Source organism: Microbacterium sp. JAI119 (assembly GCF_013410135.1).
Lineage (GTDB): Bacteria > Actinomycetota > Actinomycetes > Actinomycetales > Microbacteriaceae > Microbacterium > Microbacterium oxydans.
The window spans coordinates 1-15,601 of the sequence record NZ_JACCCK010000003.1 but is presented as its reverse complement, the minus strand read 5'-3'; the positions used below and the strand labels follow the sequence as shown (position 1 = coordinate 15,601).

At 69.7% G+C, this 15,601-nt stretch carries 13 protein-coding genes and 1 rRNA gene; 6 read left to right on the top strand and 8 right to left on the bottom strand.

What is annotated here, in order from left to right; genetic code table 11:
- Nucleotides 1–55: 55 nt before the first annotated feature.
- The 3 genes from HDC31_RS14425 to HDC31_RS14415 all read right to left on the bottom strand — a co-directional run bounded on the left by HDC31_RS14425 (nt 56) and on the right by HDC31_RS14415 (nt 2,519).
- Entirely contained in the window at nt 56–1,480 is a 1,425-nt protein-coding gene (locus HDC31_RS14425; protein WP_179516268.1) for an MFS transporter, read from the bottom strand.
- 107 nt (nt 1,481–1,587) lie between these two features.
- A complete protein-coding gene (locus HDC31_RS14420; protein WP_061016757.1) occupies nt 1,588–2,154 on the bottom strand; it encodes a TetR/AcrR family transcriptional regulator in 567 nt (188 codons plus the stop codon).
- A gap of 59 nt (nt 2,155–2,213) precedes the next feature.
- Nucleotides 2,214–2,519: a helix-turn-helix transcriptional regulator gene (locus HDC31_RS14415; protein ID WP_113680249.1), complete on the bottom strand. Its 306-nt coding sequence runs from the start codon at nt 2,517–2,519 to the stop codon at nt 2,214–2,216.
- Between the two features lie 82 nt (nt 2,520–2,601).
- On the opposite strand from HDC31_RS14415, the gene HDC31_RS14410 reads away from it, so the two are divergent.
- Nucleotides 2,602–3,837 (top strand): MFS transporter, encoded by a 1,236-nt coding sequence (locus tag HDC31_RS14410; RefSeq protein ID WP_179516267.1) that lies wholly within the window; start codon nt 2,602–2,604, stop codon nt 3,835–3,837.
- A gap of 15 nt (nt 3,838–3,852) precedes the next feature.
- On the opposite strand, the gene HDC31_RS14405 is transcribed toward HDC31_RS14410, so the two are convergent.
- Nucleotides 3,853–4,857, bottom strand: a complete 1,005-nt coding sequence (locus HDC31_RS14405) for a LacI family DNA-binding transcriptional regulator (RefSeq protein ID WP_058632767.1) — start codon at nt 4,855–4,857, stop codon at nt 3,853–3,855.
- A 166-nt stretch (nt 4,858–5,023) separates the two neighbouring features.
- Here HDC31_RS14405 and HDC31_RS14400 point away from each other — a divergent pair, with 166 nt between their 5' ends.
- From HDC31_RS14400 to HDC31_RS14385, 4 genes are read left to right on the top strand one after another with little or no spacing between them, the layout of a single operon-like run.
- On the top strand, nt 5,024–6,274 hold the full coding sequence (locus HDC31_RS14400) for an extracellular solute-binding protein (RefSeq protein ID WP_046746961.1): 1,251 nt from the start codon (nt 5,024–5,026) through the stop codon (nt 6,272–6,274).
- A gap of 2 nt (nt 6,275–6,276) precedes the next feature.
- Nucleotides 6,277–7,371, top strand: a complete 1,095-nt coding sequence (locus HDC31_RS14395; protein ID WP_061016753.1) for a carbohydrate ABC transporter permease — start codon at nt 6,277–6,279, stop codon at nt 7,369–7,371.
- Nucleotides 7,368–8,210 carry a carbohydrate ABC transporter permease gene (locus tag HDC31_RS14390; RefSeq protein ID WP_113680247.1) on the top strand — a complete coding sequence of 281 codons (843 nt, stop codon included), beginning with the start codon at nt 7,368–7,370 and terminating at the stop codon, nt 8,208–8,210. Before HDC31_RS14395 ends, HDC31_RS14390 begins: the two co-directional genes overlap by 4 nt.
- Nucleotides 8,207–10,072, top strand: a complete 1,866-nt coding sequence (locus HDC31_RS14385) for a glycogen debranching N-terminal domain-containing protein (RefSeq protein ID WP_179516266.1) — start codon at nt 8,207–8,209, stop codon at nt 10,070–10,072. The genes HDC31_RS14390 and HDC31_RS14385 overlap by 4 nt, the downstream gene beginning before the upstream one ends.
- Nucleotides 10,073–10,115: 43 nt before the next feature.
- Here HDC31_RS14385 and hutI read toward each other — a convergent pair whose 3' ends face one another.
- Genes hutI through hutH form a run of 3 tightly spaced genes read right to left on the bottom strand, consistent with a single transcriptional unit; the run spans nt 10,116 to nt 14,505 of the window.
- Nucleotides 10,116–11,279, bottom strand: coding sequence for an imidazolonepropionase (gene hutI / locus HDC31_RS14380; protein ID WP_179516265.1), 1,164 nt, complete (start codon nt 11,277–11,279; stop codon nt 10,116–10,118).
- Between the two features lie 12 nt (nt 11,280–11,291).
- A complete protein-coding gene (gene hutU, locus HDC31_RS14375) occupies nt 11,292–12,971 on the bottom strand; it encodes a urocanate hydratase (protein WP_179516264.1) in 1,680 nt (559 codons plus the stop codon).
- A complete protein-coding gene (gene hutH, locus HDC31_RS14370) occupies nt 12,964–14,505 on the bottom strand; it encodes a histidine ammonia-lyase (protein ID WP_179516263.1) in 1,542 nt (513 codons plus the stop codon). The genes hutU and hutH overlap by 8 nt, the downstream gene beginning before the upstream one ends.
- 148 nt (nt 14,506–14,653) lie before the next feature.
- Between hutH and HDC31_RS14365 the strand changes: the two genes are divergently transcribed.
- Nucleotides 14,654–15,391 carry an IclR family transcriptional regulator gene (locus HDC31_RS14365; RefSeq protein ID WP_113681208.1) on the top strand — a complete coding sequence of 246 codons (738 nt, stop codon included), beginning with the start codon at nt 14,654–14,656 and terminating at the stop codon, nt 15,389–15,391.
- 123 nt (nt 15,392–15,514) lie between these two features.
- Here HDC31_RS14365 and rrf read toward each other — a convergent pair.
- Nucleotides 15,515–15,601 (bottom strand): 5S ribosomal RNA (rrf, locus tag HDC31_RS14360); the annotation flags it as partial.

The window sequence follows — 15,601 nt, the reverse complement described above, 5'->3', positions numbered from 1 at the left end:
TTGACGAACCCCTGAGGTGCGAGGACGCACCCCAGGGGCCTCCCGCCCGCCGAGCTCAGTCGCGCGGCCAGACCACGACGATCCCCGCTCCGATGACGGCGAGCGCCGCCGCGCCGAGGAAGAGCCAGGAGAATCCACCGGTGAGGGCAGTCGCCTCGGAGGCTCCCTCCGCGGACAGCGCCGCGGTGCGCAGACCGGCGACGGTCCCGAGAACGGCGAGTCCGACCGCGCCACCGATCTGCTGACTCGTGTTGATCAGACCCCCGGCGAGACCCGATTCCCCGCCGTCGACGCCGTCCACCGCGAGCTGGGTCGTCGCCACGACAGCCCCGCCGAGACCGACTCCGACCAGGATCGTCGGCCCGAGCAGCTGCGCGAGGAACGTGGCATCGGACGGCGCGGCTGCGAGCCAGGCGAGCCCTCCGGCCAGGACGAGCAGAGAGCCGATCAGGACCGGGCGGGTGCCGACGCGCGCGATGAGGGCGGGTGCACCTCCCGCGACGAGCACGAGCACACCCGCGAGCGGCAGCTGCGACAGGCCGGCGGCGAGCGCGTCGTAGTGGAGCACGGCCTGCATGTAGACGGAGAGAGCGAAGAAGAGCGCCACCATCGCCGCCCCGCCGAGCAGCATCACGCTGTTCCCGAGCGCCAGGTTGCGGTTGCGGAAGACCGCCAGCGGCACCAGAGGTTCTGCAGCGCGCCGCTCGATCAGGACGAACGCGACACCCAGCGCGAGCGCCGCTGCGAACAGGATCATCGGCAGCGGGTGCACGAATCCGAGCTGCTCGACAGCACTGAGGGCGCCGACCAGAGCTACCAGAGCCGACGTGACGGTGACGGCACCGGCCGCATCCAGACGCCCAGGCGTGCGGGCGCCGTCGCGGGTGATGAGCAACGGGATCGCGATCAGCACGAGCGCGCCCACAGGGACGTTGACGAAGAACACCGACTGCCAGCCGAGGGTGGCCGTGAGCACACCGCCGAGCAGGACTCCGGCCGCCGACCCGATCCCGGCGACGGCTCCCCATACGCCGAGGGCCTTCGTGCGCTCCTTGTCGTCAGGGAAGAGATGGGTGAGCAGTGCGAGCGCCGCGGGGGCGAGGAGCGCGGCCGAAGCACCCTGGAGAGTCCTCGCGCCGAGGAGCATCTCGCTCGACATGGAGAGGCCGGCGAGCGCGGAGGCCGCGACGAAGCCGCCCGTGCCGATCAGGAACACGCGGCGGTTTCCGTAACGGTCGGCGAGACGTCCGCCGAGGAGGAGGAGTCCGCCGAAGGCCAGCACATAGGCGGTGATCACCCAGGCGAGGGCGGCCGTGCTCATGCGGAGCTGGGCACCGAGCACGGGGAGGGCGATGTTCACGATCGAGGCGTCGAGCACGACGAGGAACTGCGCGAGGGCGAGCACGCTGAGTGCGAGCCAACGCCTGGAGCTGCGCGGCGCGGCGGTGGCTCGTGTCGCGGTGGCGGTGGGAGAGGTCATGGGATGCTCCTGTTCTTGTGGGTGGTCGATTCGGTTCGGCGGCACAGATGAGTGACCGCTCACTCACTCTTGACGGCAAGCGAAAGCGCCCTCTCTAGGGACCGACGTCAGTCGGGGTGGGTGATCCCCTTGGTCAGCAGGGCGACCCAATCCCCCGGGCGCCCGTCGAGCTGCGTGGTGACGATCAGGTGGCAGAGCTGCCCGTAGGCGATGAACCGCTGCACGGCGCCATCCTCGGCGCGAGAGCGCTGTCGGGCGAAGACGGTGATGCGCTCCAGCCCTGCGCGAAGCGCCTCGCCGATGGCCGGGATCTCCGCCACCGACTGCGCATGCACCTGCAGCATGAGCAGCTTCCGGTCGGAGATCAGGTGCGCGTAGGCATCCCCCATCGCGTCGAGCAGACCCTCGGGCGAGGTGTCGTCTGCGGCATCCGCGCCTTCTTCGAGGGCGACGAGGATCGCATCGAAGCAGGCTTCCAGGGCGACGACGAACAGCGCCTCCTTACCCGAGTAGAGCTTGAAGACGTAGGCCGGCGAGATCTTGGCCTCGCGTGCGACATCGGCGACGGTCGTGCCGTGATACCCGCCTCGAGCGAAGGCCGCCAGTGCCGCCGCGGCGACGACGGGCTTGCGGGCGTCTGCCGTGGAGAGGATCGAGCTGCGGGTCGTGGACATATGAGTGACTGTACACTCACTCTCTCGAGCCGGCAAGAGTCTTCCGGTCCGAGGCAGAGTCAGCCGCGCAGCACCGAGTCCAGCAGCCCAGGGAACAGGGCGTCGAGGTCGTCACGCCGCAGCGTGAGCATCCGCCGGCGCCCGTTCGGCTCGTTGCGGATGACACCCGCTTCGCGCAGCACCTTCATGAAGTGCGACTTGGTCGACTTCGGGAGGTTGGGGTCGGTGGCATGACAGGCGGCCATGTCGAGAGGGCCGTCCGCGAGCTGTCGCGTGATGGCGAGACGCTCGGGGTCGCTGAGCGCGAAGAGCACGTCGGTGAGCTGGATCTCGGAGCGCTCCGGGTGAGGAAGGTCGCCAGGCATGGTTCGATAATAGTTGAACAATTGGCGAAACGCGCGTACGCTCCGATAGTTCGATGATTCTCGAACCGAACGAGGAGACGCCATGACCACCACTGAGCCGATCGTCGCCGTCCCCCTATCGACGACCACCCTGCCGACGACCACCCCGCAGACGCGCGCCCGCTTCGGGTTCGTGCTGGCGATCATCGCGCAGATCCTGATGATGGTCGGTGCGAGCGCGCCGTCGCCGTTCTATCCGGTGCTGGCGCAGCAGATCGGTTTCGCCCCCGTCGTGATCAGTGCCGTGTTCGCGGTCTACGCGGTGGCGCTGCTGCTCACGCTCCTCACCGCCGGTTCCCTGTCGGACCATGTCGGACGCCGACCCGTCGTGATCGCGGGGTTCTTACTGCTCGCCGGAAGCATGTTCCTGTTCTGGCATGCGGATGCCGTGGCGACGCTGTTCCTCGCGCGCATCCTGCAGGGCATCGCGAGCGGGCTGCTCATCTCGGCCCTCTCGGCCACGGTGCTCGACTTCGCGCCGGGCGGCCGCGCGGGTACCGCCGCGCTGTGGAATGCACTCAGCCCCGGGATCGGTCTCGCGCTCGGGGCCCTCGCCTCCGGAGTGATGCTCGACGTCAGCGGTGAGGCCCTGCTCGATGTCTTCGCGCCGCTGAGCACGGCGTACATCGTGCTCGCGGCACTGTTCTTCCTCGTTCCGGAGACCGCACCGCGCAAGCCGGGCGTCTGGGCGTCACTGAGCTTCCGGCTGTCGATCCCGACCGCGATCAGGGCCGACTTCTGGCGGGGCGCTCCGGCGGTCATCGCGGGGTGGGCCACGGGTGGACTGTTCCTGTCGCTCGGAGCCAACATCGTCCGAGGCGAGCTCGGCGGCGAGGCGCATGTCTGGCAGGGGCTCGGTGTGGTGCTGCTCGCCGGGGTCGGAGCCCTGACCGCGTTCACTCTCCGGAAGCTCGCTGCACGGTCGATGGTGCTGTTCGGCACGGCGGCCCTGGCGACCGGAACCCTGCTGTCGCTCATAGCCCTCGGCATCGGCTCACTGCCGTTCTACCTCGTCGCGGCCGCCGTGACCGGTATGGGGTTCGGCACCGCGTTCTCGGGAGTCGTCGCCTCGCTGGCCCCGCGGATCCCGGCGACCCAGCGCGCCGACACCTTCGCCGTGATCTACCTGCTGGCGTATCTGGCCTTCGGCGTACCAGCCGTCATCGCGGGTGCGCTGGTCGGAGTCGTCGGCTTGGAGGCGGTGTGCGTGGGCTACGGGATCGTCGTCATCGCACTGGCAGGTATCGCGTTCACGCTGCGTATGCGCCGCGCGGCATAGAAGCGGAGGAGCGCGTCAGCGCACGACGAGCTCGGGCGTGATCAGCGCGTGCGCAGAGCCGGCCTGAAGGGTGCGCGGGGCGACGATCTCCCCCGTCGGGCCCATGAGGAGTTCGAGGACGGCCGTCGCCACATCCTCGGGCCGTTGCTCGACGCTCGAGAAGCCCAGAGCCTCGGCCGTCGGCGTGTTGTCGAAGCCGATCACGGGAAGCGAGAGTCCGGCAGCGGCGACAGCCAGCAGCGCACCGACCGCGAGTGAGTCGCTGGCGCAGACGAGAGCGTCGGGCACGTGTCCCGCGGCGAGCGCCGCGTCGACACAGGCACGCCCGAGGGGAACCCCCTCCTCCGCGGTGAGCCGTTCGCCCTGCGCTCCGGCCGCAGTCATGGCCTCGCGCCAGCCGCGCTCACGGTCGTCGCCGGTCCCCGAGCCCGTCGGCCATCCGAGGAACGCCACCCGTCGACCGTGAGTCAGTGCGTGCTCGGTCGCCGCCCGTGTTCCCGCGGCGCCGTCGACGTCGACCCAGAGGTGGCGCGGATCGGCGATATCGTCTTCACCCCACGGTCGGCCGAACGAGATGAAGGGCAGTCCGTCCTGGTCGAGGCTGCGCACGCGCGGATCGTCGCGCGAGGTGCCGGTGATGATCGCGGCGTCGATCTCCGACCCCTCCCACAGCTCCGACAGCCGCTGGATCTCCTCTTCCCGCGTACGTGCGGCGTAGACGAGCATGCGCATGCCGCGCTCGCTCGCCCGCTCGGTGACGGCGTGCACGAAACGGTCGAGCACGACACCCGAGATGCCGCCGAGATACGGATCGAGACGGATCCCGATGGTCGAACTGCGTCGCAGCCGCAGTCGTCGGGCGGCCGCATGGCGGCGATAGCCGAGGTCGTGGATCGCCGTGAGGACGCGCTCCCTGGTCGCCGGGCGGACGATGTCCGGGGTGTTGAGCACGTTCGAGACGGTCTGCCGCGAGACGCCAGCGCGCTCGGCGACGTCTTCGACGGTCGGCGCCTTCGCCATCGCACCTCCTCATCCGTGTCCGGGTTGACACTTCCCGCGACTCCCGCTTAGCCTATTCCACGCAGAGTTTGATCGTTCAAATTTCTGCGTCGATCCCGCACGGTCCTCCCGAGACCGTCGCCAGAGATTCATCGAACCCGCAGTGACTCATCAAAGGAGAGAGACCATGACACGGCACACCACTCGCGCAGTCCTCGGCACCGGGGCGGTGCTGCTCACGAGCGCGCTCGTGCTCACCGGCTGCGGCTCCGGTTTCGCCGGAGACGACACCAAGGCCGACGGCGAGGGGCTCACCTCCTCCGACGACGCGCTCACGGTGCTGATCGGCTCCTCCGGCGACGCCGAGACCGCGGCCGTGCAGTCGGCTGTCGACGCGTGGTCGGCCGAGTCCGGTACGAAGGTGAAGCTGCAGACCGCGAGCAACCTCGACCAGGAGCTGTCGCAGGGCTTCGCCGCCGGCGACCCCGCCGACCTGTTCTACCTCTCCACCGACCAGGCCTCCGGCTACGCCGCCAACGGATCGCTCAAGGCCTACGGCGACCAGCTCTCCAACAAGGACGACTTCTACCCGTCGCTCGTCGAGAACTTCACGGTCGACGGCACGTTCTACTGCGCGCCCAAGGACTTCTCGACGCTCTCACTCATCATCAACACGCAGATGTGGACCGACGCCGGCCTCACCGACGCCGACCTCCCGAAGACCTGGGACGACCTCTCCGCCGTGGCGCAGAAGCTCACGACCGCCGATCACGTGGGCCTGGCCTTCGGCGCCGAGTACCAGCGCGTCGGCGTCTTCATGGCCCAGGCCGGTGGCGGTCTCGTCGACGACGGCACGGTCATCGCCGACGACGCCGCCAACGTCGAGGCCCTCGACTACGTGAAGTCGCACCTGGTCGACGGCACCTTCGCCTACGCCAAGGACGTCGGGGCCGGCTGGGGCGGCGAGGCCCTGGGCAAGCAGTCCGCCGCGATGGTCATCGAGGGCAACTGGATCACCGGAGCGCTGTCGAACGACTACAGCAGCCTCGAGTACACGGTCGCCGAGCTCCCCGAGGGCGCGGGCGGCAAGGGCACGCTGCAGTTCACGAACTGCTGGGGCATGGCTGCCGACAGCCCGAACCAGCAGGCCGCCCTCGAACTGGTCGAGTACCTGACGAGCGCCGACAGCCAGCTGGCGTTCTCGAAGGCGTTCGGCCCGATGCCGTCGATCAAGTCGGCCGCCGACGAGTGGACCGCCGCGAACCCCGAGCTCGCCCCGTTCCTCGCCGGTGCGGATTATGCCCAGTTCCCCCCGAACCAGGCCGGCACCGCCGACGTGATCGCCGACTTCAACTCGCAGCTCGAGTCGCTGAAGACAGCCGACCCGAAGACGATCCTCGACTCCGTGCAGTCGAACCTCGAAGCGGTCGTCGAGTAACCATGGCGGTCAAGGCAGCGTCTCGCCGCGGTGGGGCCTCCGGGCTCCGCCGCGGCGAGGCGGCAGCCGGATGGCTGTTCACGGCGCCGGTGATCGTGATCCTCGGTGTCTTCCTCCTCATCCCGGTGCTCATGGCGCTGTGGGTGAGCGTCTCCGACTGGGGCGGCCGCGGCAGCCCCCTCTCCGGATCGGTCTCGTTCGTCGGCGCCGACAACTTCTCGGCCGTCCTCACCGACGGCGGTCTCGCGACCAAGGACTTCGGCACCGCACTGCGCAACAACGCCTGGTACGTGCTGCTCGTGGTCCCGCTGCAGACCGCGCTCGCCCTGTTCCTCGCGATCCTCGTCAACCGCGCCATGCTCCGCGGCCGCGGCTTCTTCCGCACCGCCTACTACTTCCCCTCCGTGACCAGCACCGTCGCGATCACGGTGCTGTGGATGTTCCTCTTCACCTCCAGCGGCGCCGTCAACGACGTGCTCTCCTGGTTCGGCATCAACGGGCCCAACTGGTTCAACGATCCGCGCGGCATCCTGCATCTGGCACTCGGCACGGTCGGCATCGATGCCGGTCCCGCGGCGCTCACCCAGGGCGGCACACTCGGAGTGTCGTGGTGGGAGTGGCTCGCCGGTCCGTCCGTCGCGATGAGCGCGTACATCCTGATGGCCATCTTCACGACCTCCGGCACGTTCATGCTCATCTTCCTCGCCGGTCTGCAGAACCTCGGCGCCGACGTCGATGAAGCGGCCATGATGGACGGCGCGAACGGCTGGCAGCGCTTCTGGCGCATCACGCTCCCGCAGCTGCGCCCGACCCTGTTCACCGTGCTGACCCTCGGCCTCATCGGCTGCTGGCAGGTGTTTGACCAGATCTACACGGGCACGCGGGGTGCGCCGAGCAAGACGACGCTCACCCCCGCCTACCTCTCGTACCAGACCGCGTTCCAGAACCAGGAGTGGGGGCAGGGTGCGGCGATCGCGTTCATCCTGTTCGTCATCATCGTGATCTTCACGCTCCTGCAGCGCTGGGTGCTGCGCGACCGGCCGGTGTCGAAGCGTCGCATCCGCGCGTACCAGTCGTCGAAGGGAGCATCGTCATGAGACGGCTCTCGTCGAAGCAGCTGACCTGGCAGATCGCCCTCTACGCGCTGTTGATCATCCTCGCGATCATCTACATCTACCCGTTCCTGATCCAGGTCGCGACGAGCTTCAAGACCGATGAGGATGCCGCGTCCAGCGGGATCACGCTGATCCCCGACGTCTGGACGTTCGCGGCGTACGAGCGCCTGTTCCGCAACTCCGACTTCCCGTCGTGGTTCGTGAACAGCGCGATCGTGACGATCTTCGTCACCGCGGGCCGGGTGTTCTTCAACTCGCTCGCCGGGTACGCACTCGCCCGACTGCGCTTCCGTGGACGCGGTGTCGTCTTCGCGGCACTCGTGGCGGTGATGTCGGTTCCCACCGTGGTGCTGCTCATCCCCAAGTTCCTCGTGATCAACCAGCTCGGCATCTTCAACTCCTACGCCGGGATGATCCTGCCGCTGCTCGTCGATGCGGCAGGGGTGTTCATCATGAAGAACTTCTTCGAGTCCATCCCCGAGTCGGTCGAGGAGCAGGCGCGCATCGACGGCGCCGGCACGTTCCGACTGTTCTGGTCGGTGGTGCTGCCGATGGCGACGCCCGCGCTCGTGACGATCGTGATCCTGTCGTTCCAGGGTTCCTGGAACGAGCTCAGCCACTTCATCGTGTCGACGAACGACCCTGCCCTGACCACCTTGACCAAGGGCGTCGCGTCCCTCGCCAGCGGTGGACTCAGCCAGGGCACCCAGTATCCGCTCAAGCTGGCGGCCGCGCTCATCATGACGATCCCCGTCGCCGTGATGTTCTTCGTCTTCCAGCGCCGCATCATGAACTCCACAGAAGGAGCCGTCAAGGAATGACCCCCACCCCGCCCCTCCAGCCGCTGCTGGACGACGCCGTGATCATGCTCGAGGCGCCGACCCAGGCCTGGTCCGACGACATCGGCCGCATGGGCACCGCACCGATCCACGGGATCTACCACGGCGACGTCCGGCACATCCGGAGCATCGAGATCACCGTCGACGGCACCGCGCTCGAGTCCATCGGGTGCGTGTCGGCGGTGCCGCAGCAGACGGTGCTGACCGACCTGCTGCGCGGGCTCGACGACGAATCGGCCGACCCGAAGGTGCGGATGGACCGCGATCGCCGGGTCGCCGCCGGTGCGTTCTCGGAGCGGATCACGATCACCTCCCACCTCGACGCACCGGTCGCCACAGCGGTGACAGTGCGGGTGCTCCCGGACTTCGCGCCGATGCAGGAGGTCAAGGCGGGGCTGGGTACCGAGGCGACGTGGAGCTGGGACGGATCCATCTGCCGTGCAGGCGAGGCGTCGTTCACGCTCACCGCTCCCGAAGCCGCGGTGACGCAGGACGGGGAGGCCCTGGTGCTGCGGTGGGATGCGGTGGTGCCGCCACGCGGATCCGTCGCCCTCGGCTGGGCGGTCGACCTCGACGACCCGACGCTCGTCGTCACCGCCGCCCGTCCGTCGCGGGCTCCGCAGCCCGCCGTCCCCGCGGATTCGCGCGCTGCCCGCTGGATGGCGCAGGCGACCGCCGACCTCTCTGCGCTCCGCCTCGCGCTGCCCGACCATCCGGACGACGCGTTCTACGCCGCAGGAGCCCCCTGGTTCTTCACTCTCTTCGGTCGGGACTCGCTCTGGGCAGCCCGCCTCGCCCTCGCGGTCGACCCCGACATGGCGGCCTCGACGCTGCGGGTGCTGGCCCGGCTCCAGGGCACCGGGCACGACGCCTCGACGGCCGAGGCTCCGGGCAAGATCGCGCATGAGCTGCGCAGCGGCGCCCTGTCGTTGCCGAACGAGGGCGTGCACCTGCCGCCGCTCTACTACGGCACGGTGGATGCGACCCCGCTCTGGATCTGTCTGCTCGCCGACGCCCACGCCGAGGGCATGCCCGAGCGAGAGGTGCGGGCACTGCTCCCGGCACTTCGCGCCGCGTTGACCTGGATGACGGTGCACGGCGATGCCTCGGGCAGCGGCTTCATCGACTATGCGGACGAGTCGGGCCACGGACTCGCGAACCAGGGCTGGAAGGACTCCGGCGACTCGATCCAGTGGCGCGACGGGCGCTTGGCCGAGGGCCCCATCGCCCTGAGCGAGGTGCAGGGCTATGCGTACGAGGCTGCTGTGCGCGGCGCGGATCTGCTCGACACGTTCGGCGAACCCGGCGGCGCTGAGCTGCGGGCGTGGGCTGCCGACCTGCGCGAACGTTTCCGCGCTGCGTACTGGATCACCACGCCAGAGGGCCGCTACCCCGCGATCGCCCTCGACGCCCACGGCGCCCCGGTCGACACCCTCACCAGCAACATCGGACACCTGATCGGCACCGGCATCCTCGACCCCGAGGAGGAGCGGGCCTGCGCCGCGCTGCTGACCGCGCCGAGCATGTCGAGCGGCTACGGCATCCGCACCATGTCGACCGACGCTGCCGGATACTGGCCGCTCAGCTATCACGGTGGCAGCGTGTGGGCGCACGACACCGCGATCGCCGTGCACGGCATGATCCGCGCCGGGCTCGATGCCGAAGCACGAGTGGTCGCCGAGCAGCTGCTCGACCTGGCGGAGGGCTTCGACTACCGCGTGCCCGAGCTGCACGCAGGTGATGCGCGCGTGCCCGGCGGCGCGCCCCTTCCCTACCCCGCCGCGTGCCGCCCGCAGGCGTGGTCGGCCGCCGCAGCAGTCGTGGTGACGCAAGCCTTGGGCTGACCCGGACGGATCGGACGAGCGATCGGGCGAGCACCTGCGAGCCTCAGCCGATCGCTCGTCCGTCCTTCCAGACGGTGTCGACGAGGGGAACGCCCGGCCGGTAGGCGAGGTGGATGCGGGTCGGCGCCTTCAGCAGCACGAGGTCGGCTCTGGCCCCGGGCGCGATCACGCCGACGTCTTCGCGGCGCAGTGCCTTCGCCCCGCCCGCCGTCGCGGCCCACACGGCCTCGGCCGGGGTCATCCCCATGTCGCGCACGGCCACGGCGATGCAGAACGGCATCGACGAGGTGAAGCTCGACCCCGGGTTCGTGTCGCAGGCCAGCGCCACGGTCACTCCGGCGTCGATCAGGCGTCGGGCGTTCGGATACGGCTGCCGCGTCGAGAACTCCACCCCCGGCAGCAGGGTGAGCACGGTGTCGGAGCCGGCGAGCGCGTCGATGTCGGCGTCCGTCAGATAGGTGCCGTGGTCGATCGAGGCCGCACCGAGCTCGACGGCCAGACGCACGCCCTCTCCTGGACCGAGCTGGCTCGCATGCACGCGGGGGGCGAGTCCGCGCGCGATGCCGGCTTCCAGCACCCGCCGCGACTGCGCGACCGTGAAGGCGCCCGTCTCGCAGAACACGTCGATCCACTTCGAGTACGGGGCGCAGGCATCGAGCATGGGCCCGGTCACCAGGTCGACGTACTCGTCCGAGCGGTCGGCGTACTCGGCGGGCACGACGTGTGCGCCGAGGAAGGTCACCTCCGGGGTCACCTCGGCGGCTAGACGCACCAGTCGCTCCTCGTCGGCGACGCTCAGGCCGTAGCCGCTCTTGATCTCGACGGTCGTCGTGCCCTGCGCGAGCATCTCGTCGAGGAAGCCGCGCAGTCGCGCGCGCAGCTCGTCGTCGCTCGCGGCGCGGGTGGCCGCGACGGTCGAGCGGATGCCGCCGGCCGCGTACTTCTGCCCCGCCATGCGCGCCTCGAACTCGACGGCGCGGTCGCCCCCGAAGACGAGGTGGCTGTGGCTGTCGACGAATCCGGGAATCATCGCACGCCCGGCGGCGTCCACGACCTCGTCGGCTTCCGGTGCCTCTGCCGCGGCACCCACCCAGGCGATCCGCTCGCCCTCGATCAGCACCGCTGCGTCGGCCAGCGTCCCGGTGCGGTCATCAGCCGTCGCGACGTTCGTCGTCAGTTCCGCGATGTTCGTGATGAGCGTCGACATGTCCTCACCCTCTCAGAGCATCGGCACGTTCAGGCCGCGCTCGCGGGCGACGTCGCGCGCGTGCTCGTAGCCGGCGTCGACGTGGCGCATCACACCGGTGCCGGGGTCGTTCGTCAGCACGCGCTCCAGCTTCTGGGCGGCGAGGTCAGAACCGTCGGCCACCGTCACCTGACCAGCGTGGATCGAGCGGCCGATGCCGACGCCGCCGCCGTGGTGCAGCGACACCCAGGAGGCACCGGACGCCGTGTTGAGCAGGGCGTTCAGCAGGGGCCAGTCGGCGATGGCGTCGGAGCCGTCCTTCATCGCCTCGGTCTCGCGGTAGGGCGAGGCGACCGAGCCGGAGTCGAGGTGATCGCGACCGATCACGATAGGAGCCGAGAGCTCGCCCGAGGCGACCATCTCGTTGAACTTGAGTCCGGCGAGGTGGCGCTCCTTGTAGCCGAGCCAGCAGATGCGGGCGGGAAGCCCTTCGAAGTGCACCTTCTCCCCGGCTTTCTCGAGCCAGCGGTGCAGGGCGGCGTCTTCGGGGAAGAGTTCGGCGATCGCCCGGTCGGTCTTGTAGATGTCTTCCGGGTCACCCGAGAGCGCAGCCCAGCGGAACGGCCCTCGTCCCTCCTCGAACTGCGGGCGGATGTAGGCCGGCACGAATCCAGGGAACTCGAATGCCCGGTCGAACCCGCCCAGCTGCGCTTCGGCGCGGATCGAGTTGCCGTAGTCGAACACCGCGGCGCCCGCATCCTGGAACGCGACCATCGCCTCCACGTGCGCTGCCATCGATGCGCGCGAGCGGTGCGTGAAGTCCTCCGGGTCGCGCTCGGCCTCGGTCTTCCAGTCCGCCACCGAGGTGCCGAGCGGGAGGTAGGCGAGCGGGTCGTGGGCGCTGGTCTGGTCGGTCACGATGTCGATCGGCACCCCGCGGCGCAGCAGCTCGGGGAACACCTCGGCCGCGTTGCCGACGACACCGACCGAGAGGGCCTCTCCGGCGTCCTTGGCGGCGACCACGCGGGCGACGGCCGCGTCGAGATCGGTCGTGTACTCGTCGAGGTAGCCGTGTTCCACGCGGCGGGCGAGGCGCGACTCGTCGACGTCGACGATCAGAACCGCCCCGTCGTTCAGGGTCACCGCGAGCGGCTGAGCGCCGCCCATTCCCCCGGCGCCGCCGGTGAGGGCCAGGGTGCCGCGCAGCGAGTCGCGGCCGAGCGAGCGGGCCACGGCGGCGAAGGTCTCGTACGTGCCCTGCAGGATGCCCTGCGTGCCGATGTAGATCCACGAGCCGGCGGTCATCTGCCCGTACATGATGAGTCCCAGCTCTTCGAGCTTGCGGAACTCGGGCCACGTCGCCCAGTCGCCGACCAGGTTCGAGTTCGCGATGAGCACGCGCGGGGCCCACTCGTGGGTGCGGAACACGCCGACCGGCTTGCCCGACTGCACGAGCAGGGTCTCGTCCGGTTCGAGCTCGTCGAGGGTGCGCACGATCGCGTCGTAGGCCTCCCAGCTGCGGGCGGCCTTGCCCGTGCCGCCGTAGACGACCAGGTCTTCCGGGTGCTCGGCGACCTCGGGGTCGAGGTTGTTCATGAGCATGCGCTTGGCGGCTTCGGCGCCCCAGCTCTTCGCGGTGCGCTTGTTGCCACGGGCAGCGCGGACGACTCGCGATCCGGAAGCGGTGCTTTCTGATGAGACGTTCTCAGCCATGAGTGTGCTCCTTTGCGATGCGGGCGACGTCGCCCGACTGGACGAGGGCGGTGACGGCTTCCATGTCCGGGGACAGGAAGCGGTCGGGTCCAGGACCTGCGGCGACGGTGCGGACCAGGTCACGAACGGCTCCGGTCGCGGGCCCCGCCTGCAACGGCGCGCGCAGATCGAGGGCGCGGGCGCCGGTGAGGATCTCGATGGCGAGCACGCGGCCGAGGCCGTCGATCGCGCGGCGCAGCTTGCGGGCGGCGGCCCATCCCATCGACACGTGGTCCTCCTGCATGGCGGACGACGGGATCGAGTCGACCGAGGCGGGGACGGCGAGACGCTTGAGCTCGGAGACGATGCCGGCTGCCGCGTACTGCGCGATCATGAGGCCGGAGTCGACGCCGACCTCGTCCGCGAGAAACGGCGGGAGTCCGTGGCTGCGGGCCGGGTCGAGTGCGCGGTCGGTGCGACGCTCGGAGACCGAGGCGACGTCGGCGACCGAGATCGCGAGGAAGTCGAGCACAGCGGCGACCGGAGCCCCGTGGAAGTTGCCGTTCGACTCGATGCGCCCGTCGAAGGTGATGACGGGGTTGTCGATCACGCTGGCGAGCTCGCGTCCGGCGATCAGCGTCGCGTGGGCGAGAGTGTCGCGGGCGGCGCCGTGCACCTGGGGCGAGCAGCGCAGCGAGTAGGCGTCCTGCACGCGGCCGTCATCCGGGCCCTTGTGGCTCGCGACCATGGGGGAGTCGCCGAGGAAGGCGCGGAGATTGGCCGCGGACTCGGCCTGGCCCATCTGCGCGCGGAGGGCCATCAGGTCAGCGGCGAACACGGCGTCGGTGCCGAGCTGCGATTCGACCGACATCGCCGCGGCGATGTCGGCGGTGAGCAGGAGCGTCTCGAGGTCGTGCAGGGCGAGCACCAGCATGCCCAGCATGCCGTCGGTGCCGTTGATGAGCGCGAGCCCCTCCTTCTCGACGAGGGTGAGCGGCTCGATGCCCGCAGCAGCCAGGGCGTCGGCTGCGGGGACCAGAGCGCCGGATGCGTCACGCACGTCGCCTTCGCCCATCGCGGCCAGGGCGATGTGGGCAAGAGGGGCGAGGTCGCCCGAGCAGCCGAGCGACCCGTACTCGCGCACCACGGGGGTGATGCCCTCGTTGAGCAGGGCGGCGTAGGTCTCCACCACGACCGGGCGCACGCCGGTTCGACCGGAAGCGAGGGTCTGCAGGCGCAGCAGCTGGAGTCCGCGGACGACCTCGCGCTCGACCTCGGCGCCGGTGCCCGCGGCGTGCGAGCGGATCAGGCTGGCCTGCAGCTGCAGGCGACGGTCGGGGGCGATGAAGGTGGTCGCCAGAGCACCGAATCCGGTGGAGACACCGTAGTGCGGGTTCGGGTCGGCGGCGAGGCCGTCGATCACCCGGCGGGTCTCGGCTACGCGGGCGAGAGCTTCGGCGTCGAGCTGCACGGGGGCATCATGACGGACGACGGCGACGACATCGGCGGGCGACAGCGGGGCCGCTCCGACCAGCACGGGGGCGAGTTCGGTCATGGTTCGATTCCACACCCGAGGCGTCGTGCGGGACACCCGTTCATGGGATGCTTTGTCTGTGATCCCAGACAAAACGACGAGCGCTCAGGCACCGGGGACGCAGGCACGGGTGGCGGACGTCCCGGTGTCCGACGCGCCGACCGCGCAGGTGCCTGCGGCGGAGAACACGCTCCGCATCCTGAGCTATCTCGCCGGACGGCCGGCCCCCGTGGCGGCGTCGGCGATCGCGCGCGAGCTCGAGCTGCCGCGGTCGACGGTCTATCACCTGCTGACCACCTTGGCCGCTCACGGCTTCGTGCTGCACCTGCGCGAAGAGAGACGCTGGGGGCTGGGTACTTCGGCATTCGAGCTCGCCGGCGGGTACACCCGGCAACAGCCCCTGGCGCGACGAGGCCGACCTTTGGTGGCTGCTCTTTCGGACCGGCTGGGGGAGAGCGCGCACCTGGCGGTGATGAGTGGCGGGGACGTGCTGTACATCGTCGAGGAACGCGCACCTCGGAGGCCCGCGTTGGTGACGGACGTGGGCGTGCGTCTTCCTGCGCACCTCACGGCTTCGGGCCGCGCGATGCTGGCAGCGCTCCCCCGGGAACAGGTGCGGGCGCTCTACCCGGACGTCTCGGCATTCCCCGACCGCACCGGCCTTGGCCCGCGGACACCCCGCGAACTGCGTGAGCTTCTCCGGGATGTCCGGGCACGGGGGTATGCGACAGAGAACAGTGAGATCGCGGACGGACTGCGCAGTGTGGGCGCCGCGGTCCTCGATGCCGCGGGCTGGCCTGTTGCAGCGGTGGCGGTGACGTGGGGCCGTGCGGATCTGGATGAGGAACTGCTCACTGTCGCTGTGCAGGAGTGCGCCGCCATGCTCGAGGCGCGCTTGAAGCGCTGAGCCGTGCGGCCACGGTCGCGTTAACGCAGAAGAGCCACCCCGCGAGGGATGGCTCTTCGTGCTTGCATGGAGCACAACGCAAGAAAGCCACCCAGCATTGGGTGGCTTTCTTGTTTAAAAGGAGTCCGGCGGTGTCCTACTCTCCCACAGGGTCCCCCCTGCAGTACCATCGGCGCTGTGAGGCTTAGCTTCCGGGTTCGGAATGTAACC